Raw genomic sequence first — 18,987 nt, 5'->3', positions numbered from 1 at the left:
CTAGGGCTCGGTGCTGTTCCTTGGCCGGCACGTGGGCTACCCGGTGGCCCTCGAAGGCGCGCTCAAGCTGAAGGATCTGGCGACCGCCGGGCAGCCCCGCTCAGCCGCCCGCCCGTGGAGGCGGCCGGACGCGGTACCGGGACCGGCGGCACCCGTCCCGCCCGCCAGGCGGCGAGCCCCGTGGTCAGACCGATGAACAGCACCGCGCCCGCCGGTACCGCGCACAGCGCCAGGGTGTGCCCGGGCAGCCCCTGCCACACGCCCACCGCGTCGCCGAGCCGCCCCGGGACCCGGCTGCCCAGCCCCTCGGTGAGCGCGACCGCGCCCACCGCGCCGAGCAGCGCGTACGCCAGATGCTGGAGGAGGAAGATCCGTACGACCTGGCCGGGCGTGAAGCCGATCGCCTTCAGCACCGACAGGTCCCGCAGATGCCCGCGGATGCGGGTCGCGATGGCCCCGTGCACCGCGAACCCGGCGGCGATCAGCGCGCCCAGACCGAACAGGCCGAGCACCTGGCCGAGCAGCCGGTTGTCCCCCTGGGCCTCCGCGCGGGCCTGCTGCCAGGTGGAGACCTCGCCGACCGCTCCGGCGCCCAGCACGGTGACGGCACGCTGGACGGCGTAGTCGGTGTCGGACGGATCGGCGAGCCGCAGCCCGATGACCTGGCCGGCCGGGGCCCGCACGGCGGACGGCAGCGCCCACACCAGTCCCGGCTGCTCGCCGGGACGGTACGGGGGTTCGGTGCTGTCCGCGATGCCCTCGACGGTGAGGGTGCGCGCCGTGCCGGGCAGCGTCAGGATGTCGCCGGGCTCGGCCAGCAGGGCGCGGGCCAGGCTGCTCTCCAGCACCACGCCGTCCGGCGCGGCCGGGCGCAGCCAGCGCCCGGTGACGAGCACGGGCCGGCCGACGGAGGGCAGGTCGGGGGTGGCGCGCAGTTCGACGGCGGCGCGGGTGCCGCGGGCGGCGACGGTGGCGGACTCGGCGCGGTAGGGGCCGGCGACGCTGGTGACGCCGTCCAGCCGGGCCAGTGCGCGGGCGTCCGCGGACGGCGCGGTGTGCAGCCAGACGTGGGCGCCGCGCGCCTCGGCGAAGGTCCGCTGCCAGGGGTTCGTGGCGTAGCCGAACAGGGCCGCGGCGAGCAGCAGCGAGGCGACGACGCCCGCGGTGGCCAGGATCAGGAACAGTGCCTCGCCGCGGTGGGTGCGCAGGTCGGAGTGCGCCCAGCGCAGGGTGGCCCGCATGTCCCTCAGGTCCAGCACGGTCAGTCCCTCAGCTCCAGCACGCCGCATATGCCGCTCCGCCGGGGCGGCGGCGCGCCGTCCAGGGCCGCGTCGTCGGCGATGCGGCCGTCGAAGAAGCTGATCACACGGTCGGCGGCGCTGGCCAGCCGGGCGTCGTGGGTGACCAGCACGATGGTCTGGCCGCGCCCGTGGAAGCGGGACAGCAGGCGCATCACCTCGCGGGTGCCCTTGCTGTCCAGGCTGCCGGCGGGCTCGTCCGCGAGCAGCAGCGGCGGATGGTTGACCAGCGCCCGGGCGAGGGCGACCCGTTGCTGCTCGCCGCCGGACAGCTCGCCCGGCATGCTGCGCTCCTTGCCCTCCAGACCCAGCTCGGCGAGAAGCGCCTCCCGCTCGGCGCGGGCCTTCTTCGGCGGGACGCCGGCCAGCAGCGCGGGCAGTTCCACGTTGTCGGCGACCGACAGGTTCGACACCAGGTTGAAGAACTGGAAGACGATCCCGATGGCCTTCCTGCGCTCCACGGCCCAGCGGGCCTCGCTGAAGGAGTCCGTGCACCGGCCGTCGAGCCAGACGCTGCCCTCGTCCGGCCGCTGGAGCCCGCCGAGCAGGTGCAGGAGCGTGGACTTGCCCGCGCCGGACGGCCCGGTGATCGCGACGAACTCGCCCCGGGCGACCGCGAGGTCGACCCCGCGCACGGCGCGCGCGGGCGCGCCCTCGCCGTAGTGGGTCTTCACCAGCCCCTCGGCGCGCAGCACCGGAGCGTGGCCGTCACTCACTCCAGACCCTCCAGTTCCTCCTGGCACCGCTCCAGCCAGTCGAGGTCGGCCTGCAGGTGCAGCATCGCGCCCTCGATCAGCAGCTGGGCGATTCGGTTGTCCCGGCTCTCGGCCGCGGCCAGTTTCGACAGGTTGCGCATGGTGTTGAGGTACTGGCGCCGCTGCCGGTTGATGAGGGCGATCTGGTCGGCGAGACCGGTCTGCGGGGCGAGGGCGAGCTTCATGAAGAACTCGTCCCGCACCCGCGGCTCGTCCTCGGTCTCCTCGAACCAGGCGAGCAGCGCCTCGCGCCCGGCGTCGGTGAGGTGGTAGACCTTCTTGTTGGGCCGGCTGGACTGCTCGACGTCCTCGCCCTCGATCAGCCCGGACTTCTCCAGGCGGCCGAGGGTGACGTAGATCTGGCCGACGTTCGGCTGAGGGTACGCGGCGCCCAGCAGTTGCTCAAGGTCCTGCTTCAGCTCGTAGCCGTGGGCCGGGCCGCGGGCGAGGAGTGCCAGGAGGGGCAGGCGCACTCGTGCTGTCCTCCTGTCTGCTTCATGTGCTCCAGGCCCTAGTATCGCGCATACCTAACAGGTATACATGGCCTCTGTCCCCGGGCGAGGGTGCCCGTGGTGCCGGTGTACAGGGAGGAACCTATGCGGTGGATACGCACCGCCGGTAGGGGCCTTCTCGTTCTCGTCGTGGTCATGGCCGGGTACGTGGCCTCGGGCGCCCGTGCCGACGAGGGCGCGGGAGGCGGTCGCGGCCCGCTCACGCTGGCCACCGCCGGTGACCTCACCGGCTATCTCGGCCCGCTGCTCCAGGGCTGGAACCGCACCCACCCCGGCGAGAAGGTCACCCTGGTCGAGCTGCCGGACTCCGCCGACGAGACGCACGCGCAGATGACGACCGACCTGCGCGGCGGCGACCGGGGCCGGTTCGACGTCCTCAACATCGACGTCGACTGGACCTCCGAGTTCGCGGCGGCCGGCTGGATCCGCCCGCTGCCCCGCGACCGCTTCCCGCTGGACAGCTTCCTGCGGCCGGTCGTGGACACGGCGACGTACGACGGACGGCTGTACGCGGTCCCGTACGTCACGAACGCCGGACTTCTCCTGTACCGCAAGGACATCCTCGACAAGGAGGGCGTGCCCCCGCCGCGCACCTGGGCCGAGCTGGAGCGCGACGCGCGGACCATCGCGCCGAAGTACGGACTCGGCGGCTACGCGGGCCAGTTCCTGCCCTACGAGGGCCTCACCGTGAACGCGGCCGAGGCGGTGTACTCGGCGGGCGGCACCATCCTCGGCGGCGAGGGCACCCGGGTCACCGTCGACTCGGCCGCCGCCCGCGAGGGCATCGGCTTCCTCGCCCGCGGCGTCCGCGAGGGCTGGATCCCGAAGCAGGCGCTGACGTACAAGGAGGAGGAGTCCAAGCAGGCCTTCCAGGACGGCCGGCTGCTCTTCCTGCGCAACTGGCCCTACGCCTACGCCGTCGCCTCCGCCCCGGGTTCCCGGGTCGCCGGGAGGATCGGCGCCGTACCGCTGCCCGGGCCCGACGGGCCGGGCAGGAGCGTCCTCGGCGGCTCCAACCTCGCGGTCAACACCCACGCCCGGCACCCGGACTCCGCCGCGCGCCTGATCGCCTACCTCACCAGCGAGCCCGTGCAGCGCCAGGTGCTCACCCGGGGTGCGCTGCCGCCCGTGCGCGCCGGGCTCTACGAGGACCCCGCGCTCATCAAGCGGTTCCCCTATCTGCCGACCCTGCGCACCGCCGTGCTGACCGCCCGGCCGCGTCCGAAGAGTCCGCACTACGACCAGGTCAGCCTGGCCGTGCAGGCGGTCGTGCAGGACGCGCTCAGCGGGCGGCAGACGCCCGGACAGGCCGTGCGCCGGCTGGCGCGCGAACTCGACGCCATCGCCAGCCGATAACGGGCCGCCGGCCCGCTCCTAGTTACATGTTAGGTAACGCGGACATCTCAACTGGCGACGGACTGTCCAAGTAAGTCCGTGTTTGCCAGCCCAACTCATCGGTAGCTCCTGTTCTTTTCGTTGACACCGTCGCGACACGCCTACCTAACATGCATGCATGTTGAGTAAGTACCACTGGTGGCGGGACGCCGTGATCTACCAGGTGTACGTCCGCAGCTTCCTGGACAGCACCGGTGACGGCATCGGCGATCTGGCCGGCGTCCGGGCCGGGCTGCCGTACCTGAAGAAGCTCGGCGTCGACGGGATCTGGCTGAGCCCCTTCTACCCCTCGCCGCAGCACGACCACGGCTACGACGTGGCCGACTACCGCGGTGTCGACCCGCTCTTCGGCGACCTCGCCGAGTTCGACCTGCTGATGGCCGCCGCCCGGCGGCTCGGCATCAAGGTGCTCCTCGACATCGTCCCCAACCACTGCTCCAGCGAGCACCCGTGGTTCCGCGAGGCCCTGGCCGGCGAGCCCGGCAGCCCGGCCCGCGCCCGCTTCCACTTCGCCGACGGCCGCGGCCCCGACGGCAGCGAACCGCCCAACAACTGGCACTCCATGTTCGGCGGCCCCGCCTGGACCCGGGTCGCCGACGGCCAGTGGTACCTGCACATGTTCACGCCCGAACAGCCCGACTGGAACTGGCGCAACCCCGAGATCCCCGACGAGTTCGACCGGATCCTGCGGTTCTGGCTCGACCGGGGCGTCGACGGCTTCCGCATCGACGTCGCCGCCGGCCTGTTCAAGCACCCCGACCTGCCCGACTCCGACGACCCGGAGGCCGACGCCCGCACCCGCGACTCGGTCAACCCGCTCGCCTGGAACCAACCCGAGGTCCACGACGTGTGGCGCCGCTGGCGCGCCATCTGCGAGGAGTACGGCGCCCGGGACGGCCGGGAACGGCTGCTCGTCGGCGAGGTCTCCGTCCCCACCGCCCGCGAACACGCCCTGTACGTCCGCCCCGACGAGCTGCACCAGGCCTTCTTCTTCGACCTGCTCGGCGCCCCCTGGGACGCCGACGCCTTCCGCAAGGTCATCACCGAGGCCATGCAGGACATCGCCGGCACCGGCTCCACGGTCACCTGGGTCCTCAACAACCACGACCAGGTCCGCACCGTCACCCGCTACGGCGAACCCGCCACCGAGGGCAGCGGCCTCGGCGCCGCGCGCGCCCGCGCCGCCGCGCTGCTGATGCTGGCGCTGCCCGGAGCCGCGTACATCTACCAGGGCGAGGAACTGGGCCTGCCCGAGGTCGTCGACCTGCCGGACGACGTGCTCACCGACCCGATCTTCCGCCGCACCGGCAGCCGAGCCCGGATCCGCGACGGCTGCCGGGTGCCGCTGCCCTGGTCCGGGCAGGCCTCCCCGTTCGGCTTCACCTCCGGCGTGGAGGGCGCCAAGCCCTGGCTGCCGCAGCCGTCGTACTTCGCCGAGTACGCCACCGACCGCGCCCTCGCCGACACCCGCTCCTTCTGGCACCTGTACCGGGACGGCCTCCAACTGCGCAAATCCCTCCCCCAGTTGGGCGAGGGCACGCTGCGCTGGCTGGACACCCCGCCGGACGTCCTCGCCTTCGTCCGCGGCGACGGCCTGGTCTGCGCCGTCAACTTCGGGACCGCTCCCGCCCCCGCGCCGGTCTCCGGCACCCCCCTGCTCTCCAGCGGCCCCTGCCCGCCGGGCGTCCTGCCCGGCGCCACGGCGGCCTGGTGGCTGAACGACCTGTGAACACCCCGTCCCTGACGAAAGGTCCGTCAACGATGATGCGACGACGCACGACCCTGCTCACCGGCTGCACCGCCCTCGCCCTCGCCCTCGGCGCCACCGCCTGCGGCGGCGGACCCGTCTCCGCGGGCGGCGGCGACAAGGCGCTCAGCGGCCAGACCGTCACCGTGGCCGGTGTCTGGTCCGGCAGCGAGCAGAAGAACTTCCAGAAGGTGCTGGACGCCTTCACCGAGAAGACCGGCGCGAAGACCCAGTTCGTGTCGACCGGCGACAACGTCTCCACGGTCGTCGGCAGCAAGATCGAGGGCGGCAACGCTCCCGACGTCGTGATGGTCCCGCAGGTCGGCGTGCTGAAGCAGTTCGCGCAGAAGGGCTGGCTCAAGCCGCTCTCGCCGACCGCCCGGCAGACCGTCGACGCCGACTACGCGCCCGTGTGGAAGAAGTACGGCAGCGTCGACGGCACCCTCTACGGCCTCTACTTCAAGGCCGCCCACAAGTCCACCGTCTGGTACAGCCCCGACGCCCTCGCCCAGGCCGGGGTCAAGCCGCCGAAGACGTACGACGACCTGCTCAAGGCCGGGCACACCGTCTCCGACTCCGGCCTCGCCGCCTTCGCGGTCGCCGGACAGGACGGCTGGACCCTCACCGACTGGTTCGAGAACGTCTACCTCTCCCAGGCCGGCCCCGAGAAGTACGACGCCCTCGCCGCGCACCGGCTGAAGTGGACGGACCCGTCCGTCGTCAAGGCGCTCACCACCCTCGGCACGCTCTTCAAGGACAAGCAGCTCATCGCCGGCGGCCAAAACGGTGCCCTGAACACCGACTTCCCCGGCTCCGTGGAGAAGGTGTTCGGCCCCAAGCCCGAGGCCGGCATGGTCTACGAGGGCGACTTCGTCGCCGGCGTCGCCCACGACCAGTACGGCAAGGCGATCGGCAAGGACGCGGACTTCTTCCCGTTCCCGGCGGTCGGCGGCGGCACGGCACCCGTCGTCAGCGGCGGTGACGCGGCCGTCGTCCTCAAGGACGGCAAGAACGCCAAGGCCGGCATGAAGCTCCTGGAGTACCTGGCCACCCCGGAGGCCGCCGCCGTCTGGGCGAAGGCGGGCGGCTTCCTGTCCCCGAACAGGAAGCTGGACCTCTCCGCGTACGGCGACGACGTCACCCGCGCCACCGCCAAGTCCCTCGTCGGCGCCGGCGACTCGGTCCGCTTCGACATGTCCGACCAGGCACCGGCGGCCTTCGGCGGCACGAAGGGCACCGGCGAGTGGAAGCTCCTCCAGGACTTCCTGCGCGACCCCTCGGACCCCAAGGGCACGGCGGCGAAGCTCGAAGCCGCCGCGGCCAAGGCCTACCAGGGCTGAGCGGCACACCATGACCGCCACCACCGTCGTGAAACAGCAGGCGGGCCCGCGGCCCGCCGCCGGCCCGGCGCCCGCGCGCCGCGGCCGGCGGCGCGCCCGGCTGATCGCCCTGCTCTTCGTCTTCCCCGCGCTGCTCCTGCTCGGCGCGCTCGTCGTCTACCCGGTGCTGTTCTCCGTCGGCCGCAGCTTCTTCGACGCCTCGGGCACCCGGTTCGTCGGCGGCGACAACTACACCGAGATGTTCCGCGACCCGGCCACCCTCAAGGCCATCCGCAACACCACCATCTGGGTCGTCGTCGCCCCCGCCCTGCTCACCGGCCTCGGCCTGATCCTGGCCGTCCTGGTGGAGAAGGTCCGCTGGGCGACGGCGTTCAAGCTGCTCCTCTTCATGCCGATGGCGGTGTCCTTCCTCGCCGCCGGCATCATCTTCCGCCTCGCCTACGACGAGGACCCGGACAAGGGCGTGCTCAACGCGGCCGTCGTCTCCGTCCACGACGCCTTCCAGGGCGAGTCGACCTACCCGACGGCCCGGGGTCGCACCGGAGCGCTCACCCAGGACCGGGACGGCTCCTACCGCACGACCGCCTCCGCGGGCGACACGGTGACGCTGCCGATGGTCGGCGTGCTGCCCAAGGACCTGCCCGGCGACGCGTCGCCCGCCCGTCCGGCGGCCGACCGGAAAGCCGCGCCCGGCGAACTGCGCGGAGTCGTCTACCTGGACTTCACCCCCGGCGGGGGAGGGACGCAGGGCAAGGTCGACGCCAAGGAGAGCGGCCTGCCCGGCATGAAGGTCGAGGCGGTGCGCGACGGCAGGACGGTCGCGCGCGCGACCACCGCCGCCGACGGCTCCTTCCGCTTCTCGGGGCTGACGGCGGGCCCGTACACGGTGAAGCTGCCGGAGTCGAACTTCGCGCCGCCCTACCAGGGCGTCTCCTGGCTCGGTCCGACCCTCGTCACCCCGGCGATCATCGGCGCCTACCTGTGGATCTGGACGGGCTTCGCGATGGTGCTGATCGGCGCGGGACTGTCCACGCTCCCGCGCGACGCCCTGGAGGCCGCGCGGATGGACGGCGCCAACGAGTGGCAGATCTTCCGCCGGATCACCGTCCCGCTGCTCGCCCCCGTACTCACCGTGGTCTTCGTGACCCTGGTGATCAACGTGATGAAGGTCTTCGACCTCGTCTACATCATCGCGCCCGGTCCGGTGCAGGAGGACGCCACCGTCCTCGCCACCCAGATGTGGCTGGTGTCCTTCGGCGGCGGCAACGACCAGGGACTCGGCAGCGCCCTCGGCGTGCTCCTGCTGCTCCTGGTGATCCCCGCGATGGTCTTCAACGTCCGCCGTTTCCGCAGCAGTCAACGATGAGGAGTCAGCGATGAACGCGATCAGGCGCAGCCTCGGCAGCGGCCTGGTGCAGGCTTTCCTGGTGGTCATCGGCCTGGTCTGGCTGACCCCCCTGGCCGGCCTGTTCCTCTCCTCCCTGCGCTCGGCCCAGGACACGGCGAAGGGCGGCTGGTGGACGGCGCTGGCCGGCCCCGGCCAGCTGTCCTTCGACAACTACTCGGCCCTGCTGAAGAACGCGGGCATCACCCAGGCCTTCTGGAACACCGTGCTGATCTCGGTGCCGGCCACCACCCTGGTCGTCGTCATCGCGGCCCTCGCCGGATACGCCTTCGCCTGGCTGGACTTCCCGCTGCGGGAACCCCTCTTCCTGCTGGTGGTGGCCCTGTTGGTGGTGCCGGTGCAGATCGGTCTGCTGCCGGTCGCCAAACTCTTCGGCGCACTGGGCCTGTTCGGCACCATCCCCGGCGTCGTCCTCTTCCACGTCGCCTACGGCCTGCCCTTCGCCGTCTTCCTGCTCCGCAACTACTTCGCGGACATCCCGAAGGAGATGCTGGAGGCGGCACGGATGGACGGCGGCAGCGAATGGCGCATCTTCACGCGCCTCGTCCTGCCGGTGGGCCGCCCGGCGATCGCCTCGCTCGCCATCTTCCAGTTCCTGTGGGTCTGGAACGACATGCTGGTCGCCCTGCTCTTCGCCGACAGCTCGTCACAGCCCCTGACCGTGGAACTCCAGTCACAGATCCGCCAGTTCGGCAGCAACATCGACGTCCTCGCCCCGGGCGCGTTCCTGTCGCTGATCGTGCCGGTCGTGGTGTTCTTCGCCTTCCAGCGGCACTTCGTGCAGGGCGTGATGGCGGGGTCGGTGAAATAGCGGCGGCGGGGGCCGCAGCCCCCGCCGCCGTCACGCGGGCACGAGCGTCACGGAGACGCCGGCGGATACAGCGACCTCGGCAGCTGCGAAGCCGCCGCCGAGTCCAGCAGCCACAGCGTGCGCGAGCGGCCGTACGCGCCCGCCGCCGGGGCCTGGATCTCGCCCGCGCCCGACAGGGCGATGGCCACGGCCTCCGCCTTGTCGTCGCCGGCCGCGAGGAGCCAGACCTCGCGGGCCGCGCGGATCGCCGGGAGGGTGAGGGAGATCCGGGTGGGCGGGGGCTTGGGAGCACCGTGGACGCCGACGACCGTGCGCTCGGTCTCCCGTACCGCGGGCAGCTCCGGGAAGAGCGAGGCCACGTGGGTGTCCGGGCCGACGCCCAGCATGAGGACGTCGAAGGTGGGCACCGCGCCGTGGTTCTCCGGTCCGGCCGCCTTCGCCAGCTCCGCCGCGTACGCCTCCGCAGCCGCCTCCACGTCCGCGCCGTACGGGCCGTCGGAGGCGGGCATGGCGTGCACGCGCTCCGGGTCCACCGGTACGGAGTCCAGCAGCGCCTCGCGGGCCTGCGTGACATTGCGCTCGGGGTCGCCCTCGGGGAGGTAGCGCTCGTCGCCCCACCACAGGTCGAGGCGGCCCCAGTCGATGGCGTCCCGGGCGGGAGCCGCCGCCAGCGCGGCCAGCAGACCGTTGCCGTTGCGGCCGCCCGTGAGGACCACGGACGCGGTGCCCCGGGAGGCCTGCGCGTCCACGATCTTCGTGATCAGGCGGGCCGCGGCGGCCTGCGCCATCAGTTCCTTGTCGCGGTGGACGACCAGCTGCGGAGTGCTCACTTCGCCGTCGCCTTCCTCGCCGGTGCCTTCTTCGCGGTCTTGGCCGCCGCCTTCTTCGCGGGGGCCTTGGCCGCTTCCTCGACCGGTTCCGGTACGGCGGCCGGCTCGGCCGCGGGCTCCTCGCCCGCCGCCCCGGCCGCCGCCTCGGACGCCTGCCGCGGAACCGTGTGCAGCCGCTCCACGCCGTAGCGCAGCGCCGACGCGTAGGTGTCGTCCGGGTCCAGCCGGCGCAGCTCCTCCGCGATCAGCTCGGCGGTGTCCCGCCGCTTCAGCGCCACCGCGCGGGCCGGCTGGCCCTCGATGGACAGCGTGGCCAGCGAGCCGTCGGCCCGGTCCAGCACGATCGGGCCGCAGTCGGTGTCCATGCGGACGGCCGTCAGCCCCGGGCCGGACGACAGGGAGCGCTTCACCGGCACGTCCAGCCGGTCCGCGAGCCACATCGCCAGCAGCTCACAGCTCGGGTTGAACTCCTCGCCCTCCACCTCGACGGCCTTCACCTCGCAGGTGACCTGGTCGAGCGCCGCCGCGAGCATGGAACGCCACGGCGTGATCCTCGTCCAGGACAGGTCGGTGTCGCCGGGCGTGTAGGCCGCGGCGCGGGCCGACAGCTCGCGCACCGGCTCCTCGGCCGCGTAGGTGTCGGTGACCCGGCGCTGGGCGAGCGCGCCCAGCGGGTCCTTCGCCGGGTCGAGCGGGGCGTTCACCGGCCACCACACGACGACGGGCGCGTCCGGCAGCAGCAGCGGCAGGACCACCGAGTCGGCGTGGTCCGCGGCCTCCCCGTACAGACGCAGGACGACCGTCTCGCCGGTGCCCGCGTCCGCGCCCACCCGCACCTCGGCGTCCAGACGCGAGGACGTGCGGTCGCGCGGGGAGCGGGAGACCCGCTTGATGACCACGAGCGTGCGCGAGGGGTGCTCGCGCGAGGCGTCGTTGGCGGCCTTCAGGGCGTCGTAGGCGTTCTCCTCGTCGGTGACGATGACGAGGGTCAGCACCATGCCGACGGCGGGTGTGCCGATGGCGCGGCGGCCCTGCACGAGCGCCTTGTTGATCGCTCCGGCCGTGGTGTCGGTCAGGTCTATCTTCATGGCCGGCGCCAGCTCCGTCCGTCTCGTGCGAGCATCTCGTCCGCCTCCACGGGACCCCAGGTGCCGGACCTGTACTGCGCGGGCCTGCCGTGCGTGTCCCAGTACTCCTCGATCGGGTCGAGGATCTTCCAGGACAGCTCGACCTCCTCCGTGCGCGGGAAGAGGTTGGCGTCGCCGAGCAGCACGTCCAGGATCAGGCGCTCGTACGCCTCCGGGCTGGACTCCGTGAACGACTCGCCGTAGGCGAAGTCCATGGAGACGTCCCGGATCTCCATCGAGGTGCCGGGCACCTTGGAGCCGAAGCGGACGGTGACGCCCTCGTCGGGCTGGACGCGGATGACGATCGCGTTCTGGCCCAGCTCCTCGGTCGCCGTCGTGTCGAACGGCGAGTGCGGGGCCCGCTGGAAGACGACCGCGATCTCGGTGACCCGGCGGCCGAGGCGCTTGCCGGTGCGCAGATAGAAGGGGACACCCGCCCAGCGGCGGTTGTCGATCTCCAGCTTGACCGCGGCGTAGGTGTCGGTCTTCGACTTCGGGTCGATGCCCTCCTCTTCGAGGTAGCCGATGACCTTCTGGCCGCCCTGCCAGCCCGCCGCGTACTGCCCGCGCACGGTGTCGGCGCCCAGGTCCTTCGGCAGCCGGACGGCGCCGAGCACCTTCTCCTTCTCCGCGGCCAGCGCGTCCGCGCCGAAGGAGGCGGGCTCCTCCATGGCCGTGAGGGCCATGAGCTGGAGCAGGTGGTTCTGGATGACGTCCCGGGCGGCGCCGATGCCGTCGTAGTAGCCGGCCCGGCCGCCGATGCCGATGTCCTCGGCCATGGTGATCTGGACGTGGTCCACGAAGGACCGGTTCCAGATCGGCTCGAACATCGTGTTGGCGAAGCGCAGCGCCAGGATGTTCTGGACGGTCTCCTTGCCGAGGTAGTGGTCGATCCGGAACACCTGCTCCGGCTCGAACACCTCGTGCACGACCTTGTTCAGCTCCTCGGCCGACTTCAGGTCGTGCCCGAACGGCTTCTCGATGACCGCTCGCCGCCAGGAACCGCCGCTCTGGTCGGCCAGACCGTGCTTCTTCAGCTGCTGGATGACCACCGGGAAGGAGCGCGGCGGCACGGACAGGTAGAAGGCGAAGTTGCCGCCCGTGCCCTGTGCCTTGTCCAGCTCCTCGATGGTGGCGCGCAGCCGCTCGAATGCCTCGTCGTCGTCGAAGGTGCCCTGGACGAAGCGCATCCCCTGGATGAGCTGCTGCCAGACCTCCTCGCGGAACGGAGTACGCGCGTGCTCCTTGACCGCGTCGTGGACGACCTCGGCGAAGTCCTCGTGCTCCCAGTCGCGGCGGGCGAAGCCCACCAGTGAGAAGCCCGGCGGCAGCAGACCCCGGTTGGCGAGGTCGTACACCGCGGGCATCAGCTTCTTGCGCGACAGGTCGCCCGTGACGCCGAAGATGACCAGGCCCGACGGCCCCGCGATGCGCGGGAGCCGCCGGTCGGCCGGGTCACGAAGCGGATTCGCTCCGGAACCGGAAACGGGTGACAACTCAGCCCTCCGTAGGGGCGAGGCGCTCGAGCTCCGCCTGGGTGGACTTCAGCAGGTCGGTCCAGGACGCCTCGAACTTCTCGACGCCCTCGTCCTCCAGCACCTGCACGACGTCGTCGTACGAGATGCCGAGCTTCTCCAGCGCGTCGAGGTCGGCGCGCGCCTGCTCGTAGGTGCCGGCGACCGTGTCGCCGCTGATCTGGCCGTGGTCCTCGGTGGCCTCCAGCGTGGCCTCCGGCATGGTGTTGACCGTGTTCGGGGCGACCAGCTCGGTGACGTACAGGGTGTCCGGGTACGCCGGGTCCTTGACGCCGGTCGACGCCCACAGCGGACGCTGCTTGTTGGCGCCCGCGTTCTCCAGCGCGCTCCACCGGTCCGAGGAGAAGACCTCCTCGTACGCCTGGTAGGCGAGACGCGCGTTGGCGACGGCGGCCTTGCCGCGCAGCGCCTTCGCCTCGTCGGTGCCGATGCCGTCCAGCCGCTTGTCGATCTCGGTGTCCACGCGGGACACGAAGAAGGACGCCACCGAGTGGATCTTCGACAGGTCGAGGCCGCGCTCCTTGGCCTTCTCCAGACCGGTCAGGTACGCGTCCATGACCTTGCGGTAGCGCTCGAGGGAGAAGATCAGCGTGACGTTGACGCTGATGCCGAGGCCGATCGTCTCCGCGATCGCCGGCAGACCCGCCTCGGTGGCCGGGATCTTGATCAGGGTGTTGGGGCGGTCCACCAGCCAGGCCAGCTGCTTGGCCTCGGCGACGGTCGCCTTGGTGTTGTGCGCGAGGCGCGGGTCGACCTCGATCGAGACCCGGCCGTCCTGACCGTCCGTCGCGTCGAAGACCGGTCGCAGGATGTCGGCGGCGTCCCGGACGTCCGCCGTCGTGATCATGCGGATGGCCTCTTCGACGGTGACCTTGCGGGCGGCGAGGTCCGACAGCTGCTGGTCGTAGCCGTCGCCCTGGGAGATCGCCTTCTGGAAGATCGTCGGGTTGGTGGTGACGCCCACGACGTGCTGCTGGTCGATCAGCTCGGCGAGGTTGCCGGACGTGATCCGCTTGCGCGACAGGTCGTCCAGCCAGATCGCGACGCCTTCCTCGGAGAGGCGCTTGAGTGCGTCTGTCATGGAATTACATCTCCTACGTGTCGTATATGAGCGTCAGCGCTGAGCGTCGGCGAGGGATTCCCGCGCCTTCGCGGCCACGTTCTCCGCGGTGAAGCCGAACTCCTTGAAGAGCACCTTGGCGTCGGCGGAAGCACCGAAGTGCTCCAGCGAGACGATGCGGCCGGCGTCTCCCACGTACTTGTGCCAGGTCAGTCCGACACCCGCCTCGACCGAGACGCGGGCCTTCACGGACGGCGGCAGCACGGAGTCCCGGTACCCCTGGTCCTGCTGCTCGAACCACTCCACGGACGGCATGGAGACGACACGCGTGGGCACGCCCTCGGCCTGGAGCTGCTCACGCGCCTCCACGGCCACGTGCACCTCGGAACCGGTGGCGATCAGGATCACCTGCGGCTCCGTGCTCTGCCCCTCGGACCCTTCGGCCTCGAACAGCACGTAGCCGCCCTTGGCCGCGTCCTCGTTCGGCTCGTACACCGGCACGCCCTGGCGGGTGAGCGCGAGGCCGTGCGGCTGGCCCTTGCCGAACTCCTTGGTCCAGCGCCTGAGGATCTCGCGCCAGGCGATGGCGGTCTCGTTGGCGTCCGCCGGACGCACGATGTTCAGGCCCGGGATCGCGCGCAGCGAGGCCAGGTGCTCGACCGGCTGGTGGGTGGGGCCGTCCTCGCCGAGGCCGATGGAGTCGTGCGTCCACACGTACGTCACCGGCAGGTGCATCAGGGCCGACAGGCGCACCGCGTTGCGCATGTAGTCGGAGAAGACGAGGAAGGTGCCGCCGTAGACACGGGTGTTGCCGTGCAGCGTGATGCCGTTCAGCTCCGCGCCCATGGAGTGCTCGCGGATGCCGAAGTGGATCGTGCGGCCGTACGGGTTGGCCTCCGGCAGCGGGTTGCCCTCGGGCAGGAACGAGCTGTCCTTGTCGATGGTCGTGTTGTTCGACCCGGCGAGGTCGGCGGAGCCGCCCCACAGCTCGGGGATCACCGCGCCGAGCGCCTGGAGCACCTTGCCGGACGCGGCACGCGTCGCGACGCCCTTGCCGGGCTCGAAGACCGGGAGCTTCTCCTCCCAGCCGGTGGGCAGCTCGCCCCTGCTGATCCGGTCGAACTCGGCGGCCCGCTCCGGGTTGGCCTCCCGCCACTGCTGGAGGGACTTCTCCCACTCGGCCTTCGCCTGGGCACCGCGCTCCAGCGCCTTGCGGGTGTGGGTGATGACCTCGTCGGCGACCTCGAAGGACTTCTCCGGGTCGAAGCCGAGGACGCGCTTGGTGGCCGCGACCTCGTCCTCGCCCAGCGCCGAACCGTGGGCGGCCTCGGTGTTCTGGGCGTTCGGGGCCGGCCAGGCGATGATGGAGCGCATGGCGATGAAGGACGGCCTGTCCGTGACCTTCTTCGCCTCCTGGATCGCGGCGAAGATCGCCTGCGGGTCCAGGTCGCCGTTCTCCTTGGCCTCCACGCGCTGCACGTGCCAGCCGTACGCCTCGTACCGCTTGACGGTGTCCTCGGAGACGGCCGTCTCGGTGTCGCCCTCGATCGAGATGTGGTTGTCGTCCCACAGCAGGATCAGGTTGCCGAGCTTCTGGTGGCCGGCGAGCGAGGACGCCTCGGCGGAGATGCCCTCCTGGAGGCAGCCGTCACCGGCGATGCAGTAGATGAAGTGGTCGAAGGGGGACTCGCCGGCCGGGGCCTGAGGGTCGAACAGACCGCGCTCGTAGCGGGCGGCCATCGCCATGCCCACCGCGTTGGCGACACCCTGGCCCAGCGGGCCCGTGGTGGTCTCGACGCCCTTGGTGTGCCCGTACTCCGGGTGACCGGGGGTCTTGGAGCCCCACGTCCTGAACGACTTCAGATCGTCCAGCTCCAGGCCGAAGCCGGCCAGGTAGAGCTGGGTGTAGAGGGTCAGGGACGAGTGTCCGGCGGACAGCACGAAGCGGTCGCGGCCGACCCACTCCGGATCCGCCGGGTCGTGCCGCATCACCTTCTGGAAGAGGGTGTAGGCGGCCGGGGCCAGGCTCATCGCCGTACCGGGATGGCCGTTGCCGACCTTCTGTACGGCGTCTGCGGCCAGGACACGGGCGGTGTCCACGGCCCGCTGGTCCAGCTCGGTCCACTCAAGGTCTGTGGTGGTCGGCTTGGTGCTCACCCTGGGTCAGGGCTCCTCTCCACATGTCGGTCGCCGGTCGTCGGGGCATGCGCCCACCCGGCCGCCGGCGCGCTTGTCGCCCGCCGGCCGCTGTCGAGCCTACCCCCGTGAGGACGTGCATTTTTTCGAGTGTTTACAGACTGCCGGGAGTCCGTCCGATCCGCCTCCCGACTGGCCGGGAACGGCATTTGGCACATGAATACGGAGGCGGTCATCTGAGCGCTCAATCGAGTGCCGGGACCCCTCTTATGGGGCCTGCGTCAACACGACCCCACCCCCGCGAAGGGCGAGGTATGGGCAACGTCTAAAGTGGCGTGGTACGCGCGAGCCTTTACCGGCACTTCACACGGGGAGGCTCGCTGGGATGTCTCTGTCAGGGGTGTGCGTGACGGCCGTCGAATCCCGTCCAGCGGGTGTACTGGCTGGTGCGAGCCAGGGCCCGGTCCACCGGCCGTTCGGGGCCCGTGTCAAGGCGTTCGTGGCGCTGACCAAGCCGCGGATCATCGAGCTGCTGCTCATCACCACCGTTCCGGTGATGTTCCTGGCGCAGCAGGGCGTGCCCGACCTCAAGCTGGTCCTGCTCACCTGCGTCGGCGGCTACCTGTCGGCGGGCGGCGCCAACGCGCTGAACATGTACATCGACCGGGACATCGACGCCCTGATGGACCGCACCTCGCAGCGGCCCCTGGTGACCGGCATGGTCAGCCCGGCCGAGTGCCTGGTCTTCGGCATCACGCTCGCGGTGGTCTCGACACTGCTGTTCGGCCTCACCGTCAACTGGCTGAGCGCCTGGCTCTCGCTCGGCGCGCTCCTTTTTTACGTCGTCGTCTACACGATGCTCCTCAAACGACGTACGTCGCAGAACATCGTGTGGGGCGGCATCGCGGGCTGCATGCCCGTGCTCATCGGCTGGTCGGCCGTGACGAACTCGCTGTCCTGGGCGCCGGTCATCCTGTTCCTGGTGATCTTCTTCTGGACCCCGCCGCACTACTGGCCGCTGTCCATGAAGGTGAAGGACGACTACGCGCGCGTGGGCGTGCCGATGCTGCCGGTCATCGCCTCCAACAAGGTCGTGGCCCGGCAGATCGTCCTGTACAGCTGGGTCATGGTCGCCGTCTCCCTGCTCCTCACCCCCCTCGGTTACACCGGCTGGTTCTACACGTCCGTCGCACTGGCCGCCGGCGGATGGTGGCTGTGGGAGGCGCACGCGCTGCAGAACCGGGCCAAGGCCGAGGTCACGGGCGCGAAGCTGAAGGAGATGCGGCTGTTCCACTGGTCCATCACCTATGTGTCGCTGGTGTTCGTGGCGATCGCGGTGGACCCGTTCCTGCGCTGAGGCACCCCGGGCGTATGTCACAGAGCCCTGATCTCGCCAGCTGATCTACCCGTCGGTAGCATCCTGGGCATGGCAGACACGCAGCAGGTTGACGCGCGGGCCGAGCGCAAGGCGGCCAAGCTCGCCCGGGAGATCAGCGCCTTCTCCAAGGCCCACGGCGGTGCCGAGGGCCAGGTGGCCCACATCGGCGAACGCGGCGCCCGCATCGTCCTCGTCGGCGAGGACGGTGGCTGGGGCGACCTGGTGGCCCCCACGCACGAGATCGCCGAGAAGGCCGTCGAGAAGGCGGGCATCACCGTCCACGAGTCCTTCGACGGCGAGTTCGCCGCCAAGGTGCGGACGGGCCCGTACGAGTGGAAGCGGATGGCCGGCATCCAGGTGGGCGGCTGAGCAACGCCCGCCCCGCGGGGCCGCGGGCGTGCAGGGACGTACGGTTCCCCGCGCGGGCGCGGCCGGCCGCACAGCGGTCCGCGGCCGCCTCCTCGCCCGCGGCCGCGAGGTCATCCGCGACCTCGGACCCCGTTCACCCGTTAGGCCGGTCAAAGCCAGCGCACGCGGGGAGGCCGGGATGATCGAGACGCCGTCCCTCGTGGACCAGTACTGCCACGGCGTACTGCGCACGGAACTGGGCCTCGGCACCTTCGAGGCCCAGCTGGCCCGTACCGAGGGGCCCCCGGCCCCGGGCACCACCCTCTTCGACACCCAGACCGGCTTCGCCGTCCGGCGCTGGTGCCCGCCCCTGCTCGGCCTCGAACCGCACTGCCCGCCCGCCCGCTATCTGGCCCGGCGCCGGGAACTGGGGGTCTGGGAGTCGGGCCGCAGGCTGCTGCGCGGCAGCGGTATCACGACGTACCTGGTCGACACGGGGCTGCCCGGCGATCTCACCGGCCCCGCCGAACTGGCCTCCGCGGCGGCGGCCCAGGCCCGCGAGATCGTCCGGCTCGAACCGCTCGCGGAGCAGGTCGCCGACACCTCCGGCACCGTCGAGTCCTTCCTCGCCAACCTCGCCGAGTCGGTGCACGGAGCCGCGGCCACCGCCGTCGCCTTCACCTCCGTCGCGGGCCTCAGACACGGCCTGGCCCTCGCGCCCGAGCCGCCGGGGCCGGGGGAGGTGCGCGGCGCGGCGGGCCGCTGGCTCGCCGGCCGGCGCGTCGGCGGCGCCCTCACCGACCCCGTCCTGCTCCGGCACCTGCTGTGGATCGCCGTCGCCTCGGGCCTGCCCCTGCAACTGCACGCGGGCCTCGGCGAGCCCGGCTCCCGCATCGACCGCACGGACCCGGTGCTGCTCACCGACTTCGTCCGGGCCACCGCCGGGCTCGGCACCGACCTGATCCTGCTGCACGGCTATCCGTACCACCGCCACGCCGCCCACCTGGCCGGTGTCTTCCCGCACGTCTACGCCGACTCGGGCGCCGCGCTGGTCCGCACCGGCGCCCGGGCGGCCACGGTCCTCGCCGAGATCCTGGAACTGGCCCCCTTCGGCAAGATCCTCTTCTCCACCGGCGCGCGGGGCCTGCCCGAGCTGCACGTCGTCGGCGCCCGCCTCTTCCGGGAGGCACTGGGCCGGGTGCTGGGCAACTGGGTCGCCGAGGGCGCCTGGTCCCTGGAGGACGCCCAGCGGGTGGCGAGGATGATCGCGGCGGGCAACGCGCGACGGGTGTACGGGCTCGGGTGAGCCG

General features: G+C 71.5%; 15 protein-coding genes and 1 pseudogene. 8 read left to right on the top strand and 8 right to left on the bottom strand.

Translation table 11 applies throughout. From position 1 onward, the window contains the following. Positions 1 to 86 precede the first annotated feature (86 nt). From ABZV94_RS16820 to ABZV94_RS16810, 3 genes and pseudogenes are all read right to left on the bottom strand, one after another. Positions 87 to 1,241 (bottom strand): annotated as a pseudogene (locus ABZV94_RS16820) (ABC transporter permease); the annotation flags it as partial. A 20-nt stretch (positions 1,242 to 1,261) separates the two neighbouring features. Then, entirely contained in the window at positions 1,262 to 2,014 is a 753-nt protein-coding gene (locus ABZV94_RS16815) for an ABC transporter ATP-binding protein (RefSeq protein WP_356341054.1), read from the bottom strand. Beyond that, entirely contained in the window at positions 2,011 to 2,526 is a 516-nt protein-coding gene (locus ABZV94_RS16810) for a PadR family transcriptional regulator (RefSeq protein ID WP_225809135.1), read from the bottom strand. Before ABZV94_RS16810 ends, ABZV94_RS16815 begins: the two co-directional genes overlap by 4 nt. A gap of 123 nt (positions 2,527 to 2,649) precedes the next feature. Between ABZV94_RS16810 and ABZV94_RS16805 the strand changes: the two genes are divergently transcribed. The 5 genes from ABZV94_RS16805 to ABZV94_RS16785 all read left to right on the top strand — a co-directional run bounded on the left by ABZV94_RS16805 (position 2,650) and on the right by ABZV94_RS16785 (position 9,263). After that, positions 2,650 to 3,921, top strand: coding sequence for an ABC transporter substrate-binding protein (locus ABZV94_RS16805; protein WP_356341053.1), 1,272 nt, complete (start codon positions 2,650 to 2,652; stop codon positions 3,919 to 3,921). A gap of 157 nt (positions 3,922 to 4,078) precedes the next feature. Beyond that, positions 4,079 to 5,689, top strand: a complete 1,611-nt coding sequence (locus ABZV94_RS16800) for a glycoside hydrolase family 13 protein (RefSeq protein WP_356341052.1) — start codon at positions 4,079 to 4,081, stop codon at positions 5,687 to 5,689. 32 nt (positions 5,690 to 5,721) lie between these two features. Continuing rightward, complete coding sequence (locus tag ABZV94_RS16795) at positions 5,722 to 7,047, top strand: ABC transporter substrate-binding protein (protein WP_356341051.1); 1,326 nt, start codon at positions 5,722 to 5,724, stop codon at positions 7,045 to 7,047. Between the two features lie 10 nt (positions 7,048 to 7,057). Beyond that, positions 7,058 to 8,413: an ABC transporter permease subunit gene (locus ABZV94_RS16790; RefSeq protein WP_356341049.1), complete on the top strand. Its 1,356-nt coding sequence runs from the start codon at positions 7,058 to 7,060 to the stop codon at positions 8,411 to 8,413. A 10-nt stretch (positions 8,414 to 8,423) separates the two neighbouring features. Continuing rightward, positions 8,424 to 9,263 carry a carbohydrate ABC transporter permease gene (locus tag ABZV94_RS16785; RefSeq protein ID WP_356341047.1) on the top strand — a complete coding sequence of 280 codons (840 nt, stop codon included), beginning with the start codon at positions 8,424 to 8,426 and terminating at the stop codon, positions 9,261 to 9,263. 47 nt (positions 9,264 to 9,310) lie between these two features. On the opposite strand, the gene pgl is transcribed toward ABZV94_RS16785, so the two are convergent. The 5 genes from pgl to tkt are packed head-to-tail and all read right to left on the bottom strand — an operon-like array spanning position 9,311 to position 15,972. Beyond that, positions 9,311 to 10,093, bottom strand: a complete 783-nt coding sequence (gene pgl, locus ABZV94_RS16780) for a 6-phosphogluconolactonase (RefSeq protein WP_356341045.1) — start codon at positions 10,091 to 10,093, stop codon at positions 9,311 to 9,313. Beyond that, on the bottom strand, positions 10,090 to 11,181 hold the full coding sequence (opcA, locus tag ABZV94_RS16775) for a glucose-6-phosphate dehydrogenase assembly protein OpcA (RefSeq protein ID WP_356341043.1): 1,092 nt from the start codon (positions 11,179 to 11,181) through the stop codon (positions 10,090 to 10,092). The genes pgl and opcA overlap by 4 nt, the downstream gene beginning before the upstream one ends. Further along, positions 11,178 to 12,716, bottom strand: a complete 1,539-nt coding sequence (zwf, locus tag ABZV94_RS16770; RefSeq protein ID WP_356341042.1) for a glucose-6-phosphate dehydrogenase — start codon at positions 12,714 to 12,716, stop codon at positions 11,178 to 11,180. Before zwf ends, opcA begins: the two co-directional genes overlap by 4 nt. A 1-nt stretch (position 12,717) precedes the next feature. Continuing rightward, positions 12,718 to 13,836: a transaldolase gene (gene tal / locus ABZV94_RS16765; protein WP_356341041.1), complete on the bottom strand. Its 1,119-nt coding sequence runs from the start codon at positions 13,834 to 13,836 to the stop codon at positions 12,718 to 12,720. 33 nt (positions 13,837 to 13,869) lie between these two features. Beyond that, entirely contained in the window at positions 13,870 to 15,972 is a 2,103-nt protein-coding gene (gene tkt, locus ABZV94_RS16760) for a transketolase (protein WP_356341039.1), read from the bottom strand. Between the two features lie 379 nt (positions 15,973 to 16,351). On the opposite strand from tkt, the gene ABZV94_RS16755 reads away from it, so the two are divergent. The 3 genes from ABZV94_RS16755 (at position 16,352) to ABZV94_RS16745 (ending at position 18,983) form a co-directional block, all read left to right on the top strand. Beyond that, positions 16,352 to 17,308: a heme o synthase gene (locus ABZV94_RS16755; protein WP_356341057.1), complete on the top strand. Its 957-nt coding sequence runs from the start codon at positions 16,352 to 16,354 to the stop codon at positions 17,306 to 17,308. 69 nt (positions 17,309 to 17,377) lie between these two features. Continuing rightward, a complete protein-coding gene (locus tag ABZV94_RS16750; protein WP_356341038.1) occupies positions 17,378 to 17,698 on the top strand; it encodes a hypothetical protein in 321 nt (106 codons plus the stop codon). 178 nt (positions 17,699 to 17,876) lie between these two features. Then, positions 17,877 to 18,983 carry an amidohydrolase family protein gene (locus ABZV94_RS16745; protein WP_356341036.1) on the top strand — a complete coding sequence of 369 codons (1,107 nt, stop codon included), beginning with the start codon at positions 17,877 to 17,879 and terminating at the stop codon, positions 18,981 to 18,983. Positions 18,984 to 18,987: the final 4 nt, after the last annotated feature.

The sequence above is a fragment of the Streptomyces sp. NPDC004658 genome (assembly GCF_040609555.1).
GTDB lineage: Bacteria > Actinomycetota > Actinomycetes > Streptomycetales > Streptomycetaceae > Streptomyces.
The sequence above is the reverse complement of the archived record's forward strand: the minus strand, read 5'-3'. Positions and strand labels throughout refer to the sequence as shown.